This is a genomic window from Cupriavidus sp. R6-3 (assembly GCF_059772245.1).
Genome location: NZ_JCBAJO010000113.1, coordinates 1 through 15,321 on the forward strand (window position 1 = coordinate 1; position 15,321 = coordinate 15,321).

Below are 15,321 nucleotides of genomic sequence, written 5' to 3' on the forward strand. Positions count from 1 at the left end.
CGCCAGACGGGCCGCGACGCCGATCGGCACTAGTCGCGCGCCGGCGGCCGAGCCCTGTCTGCGGCCCACCCTTCACCACGAGCGACGTCCAAGGCATACTTGGCCCTGCGAGCCGATCGCCTGCCTGCATTCGCCGACCTCGACGGCCCGGCCGGAAAATTTTCTGTCGGCGGCCCCTGTGCAAACGCCGGCTAGCGCCAATACTAGAGGTCGGAGGCGCGCGGCCCGTAGTGCGCAATGACGCTTCGATCGACCACCCATAGCACCGGAAGCCAACCGTGTCGCGTCGTGTCTGGCCTATCGTTGTCCTGCTGGTCCTGGTTGGCGGCGCCTGCTATTTCGCCGCCCATCTGATCGCTGACGAGGTTCGCACCTCGCGGTGGCAGGCGCGCTATTTTCACGATTGGGGCCAGCGCCTGACCTACACCATCGCGCCCGGGGCCAGCGACCGCATCCGCTTCCCCGATGCCGGGCCCTACGATATGCGGCTCGGCTATGCCCGCATTCCGCACTACACCGAGCTGCTGGAAGCGCGCGGCTTCGTGCGCGAGCACCAGGCGCGGATGTCCCAGGCGATGCTCGAATACCTCGATCTCGGCCTGTACGCGCCCTACCGCGAAAAGACCCGCGCCGGGCTGGCGCTGCTCGATTGCAACGACCGCAACGTGTCGGTGCAGCGTTTTCCCGAACGCCAGTACCAGGACTACCGCGAAGTGCCGCAGGTCCTGGCCAACTCGCTGCTGTTCGTCGAGAACCAGGGGCTGCTCAATCCCGAATATCCGACCCGCAATCCGGCGCTCGACTGGCGCCGGCTGTCGCGCGCCGGCGTCGACCAGCTGTTCGCCATCGTCGATCGCGAGCGCGACACGCCGGGCGGCAGCACGCTGGCCACGCAGATCGAGAAATACCGCCATTCGCCGCAGGGCCGCACGTCGTCGATCTCGGAGAAGCTGCGCCAGATGGGCTCGGCCTCGGTGCGTGCCTATCTCGATGGGCGCGATACCGTGCGGGCGCGCGAACGCATCGTGGTCGACTACCTGAACACCGTACCGCTGTCGGCGCGCAATGGTCGCGGCGAAATCCACGGCATCGGGGATGGCATGTACTACTGGTACGGCGAAGACTTCGACGAAGCGAACCGGATGCTGCACGAGATCGAGTCGAAACCGCCCACGCCGCGCGAGGCGCAGGTCTTCAAGCAGGCGCTGTCGCTGATCATCGCGCAGCGCCGTCCCTCGTACCATCTGCGCCGCTACGACACCAACCTGGAACCGCTGACCGACAGCTATCTGCGCCTGCTCGCCGGCGCGGGCGTGATTTCGCCGCGTTTGCGCGACGCCGCGCTGGCCGCGCGGCTCGACAAGGCGCCGATTCCCTCGCTGCCGCCCGCCGATCCCTTCGTCACGCGCAAGGCCATCAACCAGGTGCGCACCGATCTGTCGCGCCTGCTCGGCGTGTCGAGCCGCTACGATCTGGACCGGCTCGACCTGACGGTCGCCAGCACGATCAATACCGAGGCGCAGCGCCAGATCACCGCCACGCTGATGAAGCTGCGCGACAAGGAAGGCGCGCGCGAGCTCGGCCTCTACGGCCACAACATGCTGCGCGATCATGACGATCCGTCGAAGCTGGCGGCCAGCTTCACGCTGTTCGAGCGGGTCGGCAATGCCAGCTATCTGCGCGTGCAGGCCGACAATATCGACCAGCCGTTCGACCTGAACAGCGGCGCGCGGCTCAATCTCGGCTCGACCGCCAAGCTGCGCACGCTGGTCACCTACCTCGAGATCCTTGCCGAACTGCACGACCGCTACGCCGGCATGACGCGCGCCGAGCTGCAGCGCGTCCCGGTCTCGCCGCAGGATGGGCTGACGCGCTGGACGATCGACTGGCTGCTGAAGAACCCCAACGGCAATCGCCGCGCGATGCTCGAGGCCGCGCTCGAACGCAAGTACGCCGGCGGCGCCGGCGAGGCCTTCTTCACCGGCGGCGGGCTGCAGACCTTCACCAACTTCGAGCGCTCGGCCAGCGTGGAAAGCCTGACGGTGCGCCGGGCCTTCCAGCACTCGGTCAACCTGGTGTTCATCCGCATGATGCGTGACATCGTCCGCTACGAAGTCCACCGCGCGCACCCCGATGCCAGCGAGCTGCTGGCCGACCGCGATGCGCCCGGCCGGCGCAAATGGCTGGAGCGCTTCGCCGACGAGGAAGGCAGCCAGTACCTGACCGGCTTCTATCGCAAATACAACGCGCTCGACAAGAACGGCCGCATCGCGCTGCTGCTGCAGCGTGTGAAGCCCATCGCGGTGCGCGTGGCGGTGGCCTTGCGCAGCGCCGATCCGACCATGGACGAGGCCACTTTCGCACGGCATCTGCGCGCCAAGCTCGGCACCAAGCTCGACGACGAGGATGTGTTCAAGCTCTACGACAAGTACGGCAAGGACAAATTCTCGCTGAACGACCGCGGCTACCTGTCGCGCATCCATCCGCTCGAACTGTGGTTGATCGACTATCTGGACGACCATTCCGAGGCGGACCTGAAACAGGTGCTGGAGGCCAGCGCCGACGTTCGCCAGGAGGTCTACACCTGGCTGTTCCGCACGCGCAGCAAGGCGGGGCAGGACAACCGCATCCGCATCCTGCTCGAGCGCGATGCCTTCGAGCGGATCGGCGAGCGCTGGCGCCGGCTGGGCTATCCCTTCGATACGCTGACGCCTTCCTATGGCAGCGCGGTCGGCGCCTCCGGCGATCGTCCCGCCGCGCTGTCGGAGCTGGCGGGCATCCTGCTCAGCGGCGGCCTGCAGCCGTACACCGAGACCGTGCGCTGGCTCGACTTCGCCGCCGGCACACCGTACGAAACCCGCTTCGTGCTGCGGCCCGGGCAGCGCAAGCGCCTGCTGCCCGAGGATGTCGCGGAACTCGCGCGGCGCTCGCTGCTGGACGTGGTCGAGGGCGGCACCGCGCGCTCGGCACAGGGCGCCTTTCCGGCCGATCGCGGCATGGCGCTCGGCGGCAAGACCGGCACCGGCGATCATCGGCACATGGTGTTCGGCCGCGGGGGCTACGTGATCGCATCGCGCGCCGTCAGCCGCTCGGCCACCTTCGTCTTCACCATCGGCGAACGCTACTTCGGCACCGTCACGTTGCATGTGCGCGGCCCGCATGCGGCGCGCTACAGCTTCACCAGCGCCTTGTCGGTCAGGCTGCTGCGCGGGCTGGCACCGACCATCGTGGCGATGGACCCGCAGGCCGGACCGGCGACGCTCGCCTGCACCGGCGGTTGAACGAGCCCGAGCCCGCTGTCGCCATGGCGCGGACCTTCCGCGCGCGTGGTTGACGCCATCTGTTCGCTGCCCCACCAATCCCCCGCCGCGCCGCGCCCGAAACGTCGCGCCGCGACTTTGCCCGCACCGTCCCTGCGCTTACCATGCAAGCAAACGACGAGCATCGGCAACCGCCGATACGCAGGCAGAAAATACGTCGCCGAGGAACGGGGGGCACCTTTGAGCAGCTACATCGAAGACTACTGCGCGCGCATCCGGCAAGGCGGCGCCAACGCCGTGATGGCGCATCCGGTCGTGGTGGACAGCGACGGCACCTACGTGATGAGCTACGTGCCGTTCGAACACGTCAACGCCACCGCCCGGCTGGTGCTGGTCAGCACGACGCCCGGACACATGCATGTGCGGCTCGCCGCCGAACTGACCGAGGCCCTGCTGCGCGCGCATGCGCCGGGCCGCATCGTCCAGCTGGAAAACAAGCGCCAGATCGAGTTGGGCGGGCCGCTGGTGCGGCCAAACCTGATCCGCATGCTCGATCATTTCGGCATCCCGGCACTGGTCGGCGCCGAACGGGCGACCGCCCTGTGGGAGGACAGCTTTCACCTGCTGCAGCCGCTGGCCTTGCTGCCGCAGGCGACCATGCGCCGTGGGCTGGCCTTCGATGGCACGCTGGAAGCGCTGCTGGCCATACCGATGCTGCGCCGCGCGTTCGAGACGCAGTTTGTCGAACGGCTGACAAGGGTCCGCGACGATGCCCTCTATCTGGCGCTGGGCCGCACCGCGTGGGCGGGCCTGTGCCACGCGGCCGACAAGGGCGTGATCGGTGCCGGCCAGCTGCTGGGCATGATGCCGGTGCCCGCGCGCGCGGGCAGCATGGTGCGCTACTTCCTTGGCGAGATCAGTGCGGCGAAGCTGTCGCCCAGAGACCCGGTCAGGCACCGCACCGCCTGGCTGGACGCGGCGCGGCGCGAATTGATCGAGAACGTGCGCCGCCACCGGCAGGCGCAGAGCGGCGCGGCGACGGGGGTCACCACTGCGGCCGCGTAGGTCGGCGCATAGGTCGGCGCATAGGTGTGAGCGTACGCCGTCGCCCCGCCGACGGCCGATGACGATTGCCTGCGCTACAGCGTCTGCGCGCCGCTGACCGGCCGCAATTGCTGCGCGGCCTGCGCGGCCAGCTCGAAGGAATGCAGCCGCGCCTGATGATCGTAGATCTGCGCGGTCAGCATCAGCTCGTCCGGACGCAGATCGTCGACGAAGCGCTGCATGCCCTCGCGCACCGTATCGAGGTTGCCGACCACCGAACAGGACAGCGAACGGCGGATATGGGCGGCCTCAGTCTCGTTCCACATCGATTCGATATCGTCGACCGGCGGACGGATGCGCCCGGGCGTGCCGCGCACCAGCGCCAGGAACTGCTGCTGCAGCGAGCTGAACAGCCGGGTCGCCTCGGCATCGGTATCGGCGGCGAACACGTTCAGGCCCAGCATCACGTAGGGCCGGGACAGCGCCTCCGAAGGCCGGAAGGTCTGCCGATACAGATCCACCGCCTGGCGCATGAAGCCAGGCGCGAAATGCGAGGCGAAGGCGAACGGCAGCCCCATCGATGCGGCCAGCTGCGCGCTGAACAGGCTGGAGCCCAGCAGCCACAGCGGCACCTTCAGGCCCGCGCCCGGTACCGCGCGCAGCCGCTGGCCGGGCCGCGGCTCGTCGAAATAGGCCTGCAGCTCCTCGACGTCCTGCGGGAAGGTGTCGGCCGTGTCGTGGGTCGCGCTGCGGCGCAGCGCGCGCGCCGTCAGCTGGTCGGTGCCGGGCGCGCGGCCCAGTCCCAGGTCGATACGGCCCGGAAACAGCGAGGCCAGCGTGCCGAACTGCTCGGCGACCACCAGCGGCGAATGGTTGGGCAGCATGATGCCGCCCGAGCCGACGCGGATGGTCGAGGTTCCGTTGGCGACGTAGCCGATCAGCACCGCCGTGGCGGCGCTCGCAATGCCAGGCATGTTGTGGTGCTCGGCCAGCCAGAAGCGGCGATAGCCCCAGCGCTCGGCATGCTGCGCGAGGTCCAGCGAATTGCGCATCGATTGGGCGGCGTCGCTTCCCTCGGGAATCGGCGAAAGATCGAGCAGGGAGTAGGCAGTGGTGGGAGCGGTCATGCGGGAAGGATGCGGGAAGGCGAAGCGGGAACGGTTTTTTGGCCGGGCGTGGCGCGATCGATGGCCGACCGGCACATCGACGCATCGGCACGCCGCGGCGCCGCCAGGCGTTTGCCGTGGACGGCGATCGAGTTGGAACGGCAACTATAGCCGTTCTCTTCCCGCGTTGTCGGAAGGGTCTCCCGGCGCCAGACAGTCCGCATCGGGCTCGCTAGACCGCCAGCACACGTTCCCCTTGCAGCTGCTTCCAGGCATCGATGCCGCCCAGCAGCGCCCACGTATTGGCATAGCCGGCCGCGCGCAGCCGCTCGGCCAGCATGGCGGCGGACAGTTCGTTGGGGCAGGCGCAATAGATCACGATCTCGACGGCCGGGGGATGTTCGGCGAGTACGTCCAGCGGCGCCTCCGGGTCCACCGCCAGAGCGCCGGGGATGCGCTCGAGCGCCGCGCTGCCCGGCGCGCGCACGTCCAGCACCAGCGGCAGGCGGCCGTCCTGGCGCCGCGCCTCCAGTTCGACGACGCTCATGCGCGGAATCAGCCGGGTGCGGCGCAGCAGCCGGACCCGCTTCCACCAGCGCCAGACGATGAACAGCGCGAGCGCAAGCAGCGCCAGCATAAGCGCCAGGTGGCCATAGGTGCCGAAGGCGTCCAGCACGGCATCGATCGCATCGCTGAACGCCGCGCCGATCATCAGCGCCCCGCCGGCCCAGACCACGGCACCGATCGCGTCGTAGAACAGGAAGACCGTGAACGGCGTGGCCGTCATGCCCGCCATCGCCGTCGACAGCGCGCCCGCGCCCGGCAACAGCTTGGAGAAGATCAGCGAACGGGGCCCCAGACGCAGATACAGCGACTGCGTTTGCCGGATACAGCTGTCCTGCGACAGCGATACCTTGCAGATGGTGCGCAGCATCGGCTGGCCCAGGCGCCGGCCCGCGAGGTACCACAGCGAATCGGCGATCAGGCAGGCCACCACGACGGCGCCCAGCACCGCGCCGATCGACGGTCCGGTCTCGCGCATGCCCAGCGCCCCGGCAACCAGCAACAAAGGATAGGCGGGCACCGGCAGCCCGGCCTGCTCGATGAGCACGTTCAGAAATACCAGCGTCAGTCCGTGCTGTTCCAGCAGGACCTGCAATTCGCCCACGGCGGTCTCCCGGTGAATGATCGATGGCGCGATGATTCGCGATATGGGCGAAGTTTGCCAGCACTGCGGCCACCGCGGCCGGTCCCGGGCTGGACGATCGTTTCAAAAACTCTGAATGTCCGGTGCGCCGGACTGCTCGCCCTGCGCCCAAAGGCGTGGCAAGATGGCGCCGAAGCGGCTCGGACCCGCCGGCCGCTCGAAACTGGGAGATGCGTATGCTGTCATTCCTCGGTACGGTGATCGTCGGCCTGATCGTCGGGCTGATCGCCAGGGCCATCAAGCCTGGCGACGACAAGATGGGTTGGATCTTGACCATATTGCTTGGCATAGGCGGTTCGCTGATCGCCGGATATGTCGGCCAGGCGCTCGGCTGGTATCGCCCCGGGGAGCCGGCCGGCTGGATCGCCTCGGTGATCGGCGCGATCGTGCTGCTGGTGATCTACGGGCTGGTACGGCGCAGAGCCTGACGCCTGCCCAGGGGGCGGGGCCATTGGCGGCCTCGCCCATCGTTATTTGGCGCCGGGTCCCGCTTCCGCCCCGCGCCCATCCACTCGGCACCCGGCGGCTTGCACGCCGGCCCGCCAACCGCAGTTCGCTGCGTTCGCACAACAGTGCCGGCGCCCTTTGTTGCGAAAGATTGAACTGCCGACACATTTCCGTAAGAAATCGCGCTAAACCGTGCGTAGGCTGGCGTTCCCCCAAGCCCGCCACCGTTCCCGCCCACTCCCCTTGCGGCGGACGGCGAGCCAGTCCCGACGGAGGACGCCGCCATGCAGCGCAACCCATTCGAGCCCTTCCCCGACGACGCCAATGCCAGCGGGAATCCGGCGCGGCCCGCCACCGCTTCTCCGTCCGCATCGCCGTATTCTCGAACCCCTCCGTCAAGCTCCGCAAACAGTGCACTCCCCACCGTCCATGCCGCCATCCGAAGCGGCAAGCTGGCGCTCGTCCGACAGGCCCTCGCGGCCGCGCCAGACGCGCTGCAGACCTGCGATGGGCAGGGCGATCCGCCCCTGCACTACGCGGTCCGTTCGGCAGCGCCGGTCGCTCTGCTGGCATGCCTGCTGGAACATGGCGCTCGTCTCGATGCGCGCAATATGCGCGGGGAAACGGCCATGCATATCGCCTTCAGCCAGCAACACACCGATCCGGCCTGGTTGGCGTGGTTGCTCGGCCATGCCGGTCGCAAGGGCGACACCGGCGCCTGGCTCGCCGCCTTCGTACCCGATGCCGATGGTCGCTATGCCTATGAATATGGGCTGGGGGCACAGCGTCAGCCGAGGCCCGGCATGGAACCGATCATGGCGGGGCTGCAACGGCAGGATGGTTGGTACCGAGCCTATCTCGCCAACATGGCCAGGGCAGTGTCCTCGGCGGACCTCGCCGATCTGGCGACGCTGCTGTCATGCGAGATGCCGCTGGATCTTGCCGTTCAGCGCGGCAAGACAGCGCTGATGGTCGCCGCCGAACTGGGCCACGAGGCCGTCGTCGACATGCTGCTGGCCCACGCCGACGAGCACGGCATGCGCCAGCTGAATCTGGGTGCGGCAGACAGCGGCGATACCGCGTTGATGCTGGCTGCCTTTCACGGACATGTTGCCGTCGTGGAGCGCCTGCTCGCCGCCTCGGCGGCTACCGAGGTGCCAAGCCAGTGCGGCGACACTGCCCTGATGGCGGCCGCCATCGCCGGCCACGACGGCATTGTCGAGCGGCTGCTGGATGCCGGTGCCATTGTCGATACCCGCAATGCGCTGGGCCGGACGGCGTTGATGTTCGCCGCCGTGGCCGGACACCGGGGCACCGTGGAGGTCTTGTTGCGCCACGGCGCCGCGGTCGATGCCAAGGATGGCGAAGGGCGAACCGCACTGGCTTTCGCCGCCCTCCACTCGGCAACGCTGTATGCCGGGGCGTCGTTACAGGACCGCGTCACGGCAATCCATGTCGATACCATGGGTTCGTTTGCCGCCTTGACTCGTTCCGGCACACCGCAGGGCGCAAACGAGCGGCGTGACGTCGCTGCCGGCCTCGGTCCCGCCAGACACCGCGACACCGCCCGGACGTTGCTTCACCACGGCGCCGCAGTCGATTCGAGGGATATTCGCGGCGCCACTGCCTTGATGCATGCCGCCGCCAACGGCCATATCGAAATTCTGGCTGTGCTGCTCGGTGCCGGAGCCGACTGGGACCTGCGGGACAATTCCGGACGAACCGCTCTGACTTACGCTACCGCAGCCGGACACGTCCATGCCGCCCGCATGCTGAAATCCTGTCAGGGCTGAATACCGTGGGCGCGGTGTGCGGATCGGCGCGTCAGCCTGCTCCTACAGTCGCTCCACCGGCCGGTACGCGACCTCGCCAACGCCGATCTTCTTCCAGAAGGGTTCGGGCAACCTCTCCCGCAGGAACGCCAACGCCCCTGACCGGCGTTCATACTCCTGGCGCATCGCCGTCTTTCCTTCGATGAACTCCTGAAACAGTTGCCGCAACGGTTTCAGCATGGCCTCGTCGCTACGCAGCGCCATCCCTTCCATGGCTGCCTTCAGCGCGTCGGTCTGCGCCTGCGATGCGAAACAGCGCAGCTTCTGCGAGATCTCCTCGCGGTCCTTCGCGTAGGTAGAGTCCAGCCGGACCGATGAACGCAGCCTGATCGCTTCGAGCAGGTTCGCATCCATCCCAAGCGACACGAGTGCTTCCGTCAGCGCACATCTGGTCACTGGGCGATCACCGTCAAGGAGCGCGTTCAGCATCGCCTCAATGACCACAAATCGGTTGCTCCGCATTTCTTCGATCGTAGGTTGCCGCCGCTCTTGCAGAATGCGCTGCGCCATGGCCATCAATTCGACATCGCGATTCGCTGCGCGGCCTGCATCCTTGCGATCATTGACAAAGCGCAGGACACCCGAGGTGAGCCAAAAGACCCCAGCAGCGAGAGCGATGGCGAGCATTGCGATGGCGAATATGCCTCCGGTGCCGGTCGCCGCCAGGACAACGAAACCAATCCCTATTGCGATCGATGTCGCGCCGTAGCCGATACGAAATTTCGCGCGAGAGATCTTTTTGAGTTCATCCGTCTCGATCGCCTGAAACGCCTTCTCCTGATGATGCAGCACGATGCCGATCAGCTCCTTCGCGCTCGCGGCGTCTTCAGCTTGCTCGGATGCTGATACGGCAGCGCCTGCAATATGAGATTGCCGGACAGCGGCAGATTCCGTCCGGGCGGCCTGGTCAGTCAACCATTGCCGATGATGATCCGCCGCCTCCGAGACCAGCCGCTCTGCGCCATTGGCGGTACGCAGCTCGGGCCTTCGGCTACGAGCCGCTTCAAGATCCAGCAGCCGTCGCCCCGACTGATACAAGCCGACCACGGCGGCACCGATGTGGAATGCGCCCATCGCAATGCTGAAGGCACCACTGGCGACACTGTTTGCCGCAACATCGACGCCTTGCACACCGAGCTTTACCGCGGCATCCGCCGCATTGCACGCGGCTCCGCCCAGTTGTACGACGCTGTCCCGCGCAGCGGCGACGCCCATGGCATGGAGATTGTCGGTCGCTTCGGCGAGCTGATTGGCGGCCTGCTCATAGCGGACGTAGTGCTCGAAATCCGCGGCCAGATCGAGCGCCAGTTTCTCGAGTTTTTCTTCCACACCCTTCAGGTCGGCCCGGGTTCTCTGAAGGTTCAACGGCGATGCGGACAGATCCCGTTGCCAATCCGGCAGCAACTTCGCTTCCGCGTCGCACGGCCAGGTATTGAGCAACGTGGAGAGCGCCAGTCTCTCACCAAGCAAGCTGGCAATTTCCGGGCTGCCATTCACGAAACGGTCCCGCCCAGCGGCATGCTTGCGCAGCGCCTGGTCCAGTTCCGACTTCTTCCGCCCTGCCTTCCATACGAGGTGAGCAGTACCGATGGCCTCCATCACTGCAAACGTGCTGCCGACCAGGGCACCTTCATTCGCTGCAGGCAGATACGAAGTGGCCGAGAACGTCCTCAGTTCGTCCGTGGACGACACGGCGATGTGCATCCCCTCGCGTCCTACCGTTACCGCGCTCCATAGGCCGTAGGTAACTTCATTGAGCAGATGCCATCCCTTTGTCTCCGAGAGCTTCGCGTGAGAGAGGTACGGGGGAGGCCATGTGGGGACTTGAGAGGACCGGACAGGTTCGCGAGGAGGGACGGGCCTCACGTTTCGGTTGTTAGTCGACTTCTCAGCGATTCTGCTACCCAGCTCGTCAATGACGATTAGCGGATTCAGAGACTCATCTTTGAGCAGGTTCAATGCATTGGGACCCCGATCGATATCCAAGTCTGGTTGGAACGATGGTGCGATGCCATGGCCGGATGAACCTATATCGTCGAGGAGCGGGTCGCCCCGGGGGCTTGTATTTGACCGCCCGGTTTCCGAGTCGGGCAACTTATTGTCATTCGATTGAGTACTCGGGCGAAACCCATCAATTCGCATCGTCTCCTCCGGGCTATTGCTATTCTTTGCGATCCACGCAACGGGGCGTTGCTACATGATGTGGGATGGCAAGCGATCGATTTTTGGTATGGGGCGATCCATGATGCTGCTGTATGCGCGCCATGGATCCGGCGGCTTCACTGTGCCGGGTAAAGGCTTAGGCGGCTCCCTGGGGACCAACTCCTCTGCGGTGCAGGCCGCCTCGTACTGCCTGGATTGCAGGCTGTCTACTGCGCGGTAGAGCCAAATCAGTCTGCAGAGCAGCATTCCCTCGGATTCGACATTGAACTTGCAGTTGAATGTGTCGCTGCTCAAATGATCGAATCCAGCTCTCAGGCCGCGCACGGTAAGGACATCCTCGTTGCGGGGATGCGCCGAGACCGCTTTGTATATCGACTCCCAGCGGCGCACGGTTCCGGGCAGATCATCAGGGCTGATTCGTTGTGCGAGTTGTGCGAGGACTCTCGCCTTGGCCAGATGTTCGTCATCACTTTGCGCATCGATCTGTATGGCGCGGTCGGTCAATATGGACAAGAGCTCGCCATCCGAATCGGGCAGCCTCATGGCCAAGTGGCGCATCAATTCAAGAGCCCACAGTGTCGAACGATCCTTCGCACGTTGAAGGATCGCCAACACGATTGCTCGCCTGCCTGCTGCCGACATCCCGCCGGCCATCCGAACCACCGCTGCAAGTGCCCACTCGCGAGTGGATGCCTTCGCATTGGCAATGGTGTCGATCATTGGAACGAGCTGACTCGCCCATCTCATTCCGGCCATACGTCGGGCAAGAGCGTCGTCATCGCGATACCGTGGCATCTTGGCCACGGCGGCGATGGCATCGTGAAATTTCCTGCAAGTTGTTCCCAACGATGCATCGCGACGGAAGAAGTGCCGCTCGTCATGGGGCACCCGCGCCATCACCTCGCAAAGCAACTCGAACGGAAGCTTCAGAATCGGAAACGGTGTCGCGGATTCCGCTTTGGCCGGGGGTGGGGCCGATTGGACGACCGTCGTTTCGACTCGGTTCTCTACCGGCGGCCGATCGGAAGCTGGCCGCGAGTCGCCGATGTGTGGCCGTTCATGATGGGGAGCGGGCTTTCGGATACCGAAGAACGACAGGACCTTGTCCCAGGGACCGGCCTTCCCGTCGCCCCCCTGGTGGGCCGGAGGCCCGTCCGCAGCACGGACATACTGGATGCGAGCCGAGTTCCCGCCTGCTTGCACGGCCATCGTGCCATGATCGCGTGGCGTATCGACGCCCGGATCGGGCGGTGGCCTCGAGTCGACGATGGCAGACGAAGCGACAGTGTGAGTGCCAGCCATGATTGCTCCTGACGAAGTGGGGATGGATTCCGCCAGACCGTGGCGGAGGGTGGTGCAGCGGCGGCGTACCGCCGATGCTGGCCAGATGGTGCCGGGCAGCAAGCCAGTGGCGCTATTGGAAATCGTTGGCAGGTTTTCGATTCAGTCGTGGTACAGCGGGTAGATGGCCGAACGGGGACGCCCGCACGGCTGCGCGCTAGTGAGCGGTGTGAACGCGCCTGAGCATCTCATCGATACCCGCGAGGGCCGCCAGCATGCCTGCGCCGATCGCTTCCTTGCGCAGCGCCATCAATTCGGCCCGCAGCCCGGCCTGGCTGCCGCCCCGCTGGCTGCGGCCCAGTGCCGCAAGAACACGGGCGCGGCGGATCAGGAACTGTGCCCACGGAAACGGCTCCGGTCGCGTGTAGGCCTGCAGCGCGTCGGCATAGCGGTCCGCATCGTCCCAACGGCCGTTGCGCAACGAAACTTCGATCGCAGCCTCGTAGAGATCGAGGTGGCAATGGCTGACGCAGCTTTGCGTCAGGATCGCCTCGCCCTGCGCCAACGCACGGCGCTGCTTGTCCGGATCGCGCGAGGTGCGGGCGAGAAACCCCAGGATCATCGGGCCGGAGTAACGCATGCCGGTGTCGCGGCTCAACGCCAGCGCTTCGTCCAGCAACTGTTCCGCGGCCTCCGGATGCCCTTGGTTGCCGATGGCCAGTGCCCGCCGTCCGGCCAGTTCCGCTTCGAAGCGACGCGCCCCCAAACGCCGCGCCAGCACCAACGCCCGTTCGGCATGCGCCTGCGATTTCGCCCAATCGCCGGTCTGCTGCTCGGTGGACGCCATCACGTCATAGGCCAGCAGTTCGATGCGCGCATCGCCGATCCTGCGGGCGATGCGCAGCGCCTCCTCGCAGCGCGCCAGTGCGGACGGCAAGGCATTGCACAGCAGGTCGACCGCGCCGACCATGGGCAGGTTTGCCCCTTCGATCCGCACGAAGCCGCGCGCGCGGGCCAGTTCGACGCAGCGCACGAAATGCGCGCGGGCGGTGACCATGCGGCCTTGCTGATAGTAGGCATCGCCGAGGCCGCCGAGCGCGCGGGCCTCTCCCAGCGCCGAGCCCGCCACGCCGGCGTGCTGCAGCGCGCGCTGATGCGCGGTCAGGCAGGCATCGAGGTCACCCATCGGGAAATGAACGTTGCCGCGCAGCGATTCGATCTGCGCCAGCATGTCGGCGTCGCCGATTGCCGCGGCGCCGCGCTGCGCATGCTGCAGGGCGATCAACGCGCGCTCGTAGCGGTCCAGCAGCCGCAGGGCAGAGGCCACGCCGAACCACGCGTGGGCGCGTTGGCTGTGGTCGTCGGCCAGCGCCACCGCGTGCTCGAACGCCTTCAATGCTTCGGCCGGCTGGCCGAGATTGAGCGTCAGCTCGCCGCGCAGGCAGGCCAGCGACTGCCTGGTCGCGCCATCGCCGACGATCTCCAGCGCGCGTTCGACCAGCCGCAGCGCCCGCTCGTTGCGGAAGTGCCCCGCCTCGTGCCGCGCCGCCGCTTCGTAGGCCGGCGCCGCCCCGGCATCGCTGGCGGCGTCGAGATGCTCGGCATGCAGCGTCAGATCGCGGCTTCGATACCAGTCCGCTGCGCGCCGATGCAGCGCCAGCCGGCGCGATTTGAGCAGCGACGCATAAACGGCCTGATGAATCAGCGCGTGCATGAACAGGTAGTCTTCGCCCTCGGGCCGCAGCATCGCCTGCCGCGCCAGCGCATCGCAGGGATCGTCGTCCGTGCCAAGCAGATGGCGCAGCGCCACCGGCGAGAAGCGCTGACCCAGCACGGCGGCCGCCTGCAGGGCCTGGCGATGCGACTCGGGCAAGCGGTCCATGCGCGCCAGCACGATGCTCTGCAGCGTGCCGGGCAGCGCCTCGGCGTCCGTGCCCGGGGCCGCATTGCGCAGCAACTGATCGAGAAAGAGCGGATTGCCTTCGGCGCGACGGATGCAGGAATCGGCCAGCTGCTCGTCGACATGGCGATAGCGCGTCGCCAGTTCGCGCGCCTCCGCATCGTTCAGCGGCCCGAGGTCGATCGTGGTCAGCGACGCGCCACCCGCGGCCGCGCGCCATGCGCTGTCGAGCGGATCCTGCTCCGGCCGCACCGTCATCGCCAGCACCAGCCGGCAGCTTCGCGTGGCGGCAGCGAGCCGCGCCAGACAATCGAGCAGCGCGCGCTCGGCCCAATGCACGTCCTCGACGACGATCAGCAGCGGCTTGAACGTGCTGCGGCGCGCGACCTGCGCCAGCAGGAAGCGCTGCACGCCGCGCTGCCGCGCGCCGGCATCCATCGCCGCCAGCGCCGCGGCCTGCGCCTCGGGTTGGGGTACGTCGAGCAGATCGAAGGCGAACGGCACGTCGTCATCGTCGATGCGGCCGCTGGCGATCGAGCCCGCAATGACCGCCGCGCGCGCCTCGGTACTGGCGCCGGCATCGATGCCGAACAGAGCGCGCACCAGCACGCGCAGCGGATCGCCCGACGTACTGACGCCGAAATCGAGCACCAGCGCGCGCAGCGCTTCCATGCCGTGTTCGCGCGCCAGCGCGACGAAGCGCTCGGCGAGCCGGCTCTTGCCGATGCCGGCCTCGCCGCGGATCACCACCACGCGGCCCTGTCCGGAGCGCAGGCAATCGCCGGCCACGCCGGCCAGTTGCACCAGCTCGGCCTGCCGTCCGACGAAGGCATGCTGGGGCGCCGTCTCGGCGGGATCGAGAAACCGGCGCACGCGCCATAGCGGAATCGGCTCGGGGATGCCCGGCATCGACACATCGGTCAGATGCTCGACCTCCAGGCGCCCCGGCAAGGCGAGAAAGACGCGATTCGAGACCACGGTCTCGCCGGCCTGCGCGTGCTCCATCACGCGCGCGGCGACGTTGACCGGCGGGCCGGTCAGCGTCATCGCGCCGCCAGCGGTCGGTGGCGCGGCCGCGAAC

General features: G+C 67.0%; 9 protein-coding genes. 4 read left to right on the plus strand and 5 right to left on the minus strand.

From position 1 onward, the window contains the following. Positions 1 to 278: 278 nt before the first annotated feature. Positions 279 to 3,281 carry a transglycosylase domain-containing protein gene (locus AC6EI8_RS16665; RefSeq protein WP_226106767.1) on the plus strand — a complete coding sequence of 1,001 codons (3,003 nt, stop codon included), beginning with the start codon at positions 279 to 281 and terminating at the stop codon, positions 3,279 to 3,281. Between the two features lie 219 nt (positions 3,282 to 3,500). Further along, positions 3,501 to 4,325, plus strand: a complete 825-nt coding sequence (locus AC6EI8_RS16670; RefSeq protein WP_498382416.1) for a hypothetical protein — start codon at positions 3,501 to 3,503, stop codon at positions 4,323 to 4,325. Between the two features lie 74 nt (positions 4,326 to 4,399). Here the strand turns inward: AC6EI8_RS16670 and AC6EI8_RS16675 are convergent, their stop codons facing one another. Next, positions 4,400 to 5,431, minus strand: coding sequence for an LLM class flavin-dependent oxidoreductase (locus AC6EI8_RS16675; protein ID WP_149318443.1), 1,032 nt, complete (start codon positions 5,429 to 5,431; stop codon positions 4,400 to 4,402). Positions 5,432 to 5,642: 211 nt separating this feature from the next. Further along, on the minus strand, positions 5,643 to 6,578 hold the full coding sequence (locus AC6EI8_RS16680) for a DedA family protein/thiosulfate sulfurtransferase GlpE (protein ID WP_149318444.1): 936 nt from the start codon (positions 6,576 to 6,578) through the stop codon (positions 5,643 to 5,645). A 215-nt stretch (positions 6,579 to 6,793) separates the two neighbouring features. Here AC6EI8_RS16680 and AC6EI8_RS16685 point away from each other — a divergent pair, with 215 nt between their 5' ends. Together AC6EI8_RS16685 and AC6EI8_RS16690 are read left to right on the plus strand one after the other, a co-directional pair. Next, a complete protein-coding gene (locus AC6EI8_RS16685; RefSeq protein ID WP_006577258.1) occupies positions 6,794 to 7,045 on the plus strand; it encodes a GlsB/YeaQ/YmgE family stress response membrane protein in 252 nt (83 codons plus the stop codon). A 303-nt stretch (positions 7,046 to 7,348) separates the two neighbouring features. Next, positions 7,349 to 8,857 (plus strand): ankyrin repeat domain-containing protein, encoded by a 1,509-nt coding sequence (locus tag AC6EI8_RS16690; RefSeq protein WP_498382417.1) that lies wholly within the window; start codon positions 7,349 to 7,351, stop codon positions 8,855 to 8,857. A 42-nt stretch (positions 8,858 to 8,899) separates the two neighbouring features. On the opposite strand, the gene AC6EI8_RS16695 is transcribed toward AC6EI8_RS16690, so the two are convergent. The 3 genes from AC6EI8_RS16695 to AC6EI8_RS16705 form a co-directional block, all read right to left on the minus strand. Next, complete coding sequence (locus tag AC6EI8_RS16695) at positions 8,900 to 10,600, minus strand: hypothetical protein (RefSeq protein WP_498382418.1); 1,701 nt, start codon at positions 10,598 to 10,600, stop codon at positions 8,900 to 8,902. Between the two features lie 489 nt (positions 10,601 to 11,089). After that, positions 11,090 to 12,361, minus strand: a complete 1,272-nt coding sequence (locus AC6EI8_RS16700; protein ID WP_498382419.1) for an F-box protein — start codon at positions 12,359 to 12,361, stop codon at positions 11,090 to 11,092. 196 nt (positions 12,362 to 12,557) lie between these two features. Further along, positions 12,558 to 15,321, minus strand: a 2,764-nt coding sequence (locus AC6EI8_RS16705; protein WP_498382420.1) for an ATP-binding protein, incomplete at its 5' end; no start/stop codon positions are given.